Origin of the sequence: Xenorhabdus santafensis (assembly GCF_033949405.1) — a bacterium.
Taxonomy (GTDB): domain Bacteria; phylum Pseudomonadota; class Gammaproteobacteria; order Enterobacterales; family Enterobacteriaceae; genus Xenorhabdus; species Xenorhabdus santafensis.
Map to the genome: position 1 here is coordinate 1 of NZ_VCDN01000185.1, position 470 is coordinate 470.

1 protein-coding gene is annotated in these 470 nt (G+C 30.9%); it reads left to right on the top strand.

The features are described from left to right. Positions 1 to 159: 159 nt before the first annotated feature. Positions 160 to 470, top strand: a 311-nt coding sequence (locus FE392_RS19765) for a DUF1240 domain-containing protein (RefSeq protein WP_319931844.1), incomplete at its 3' end; no start/stop codon positions are given.

Sequence of the window (470 nt, forward strand, 5' to 3'; positions counted from 1 at the left end):
CTGTATTGAGGTCTTGTTATTTTATTCTTCAGGTATATATGAAGAAGTTGCACTCAGACGTGAGCAGCCATCAGGCCGTTTAATAAAGCTACGAGAAGCAGCCTGTGAGACGCAGAAAAAGATTATTCGGCATTCTTTTAATACGATGGGAAGGATTAGGTGAATAGTAAATACTTTAAAGTATTAGGTGCGATAATATTATTATTGTTAGTAATATTTATGATTGGTGTCATCATTGATGATGCTGTTTCATTAATATTAATGAAAGATGAAATAACATTTTCTGCCACTGTTGTCATGATTGTTATGTCTTCACCTCTATTATTTTACGTGTTTTCAGGCTTTGTTTTTTTCTTTATATTTGATAGGTTACCTAAATTTAACAAGATAATTGTTAACTATTTGGTTAAATTAGCAATTTTTTCACTTATCATTAGCTTACCTGTCTCTTTTTATGTGAGCTATAAGTT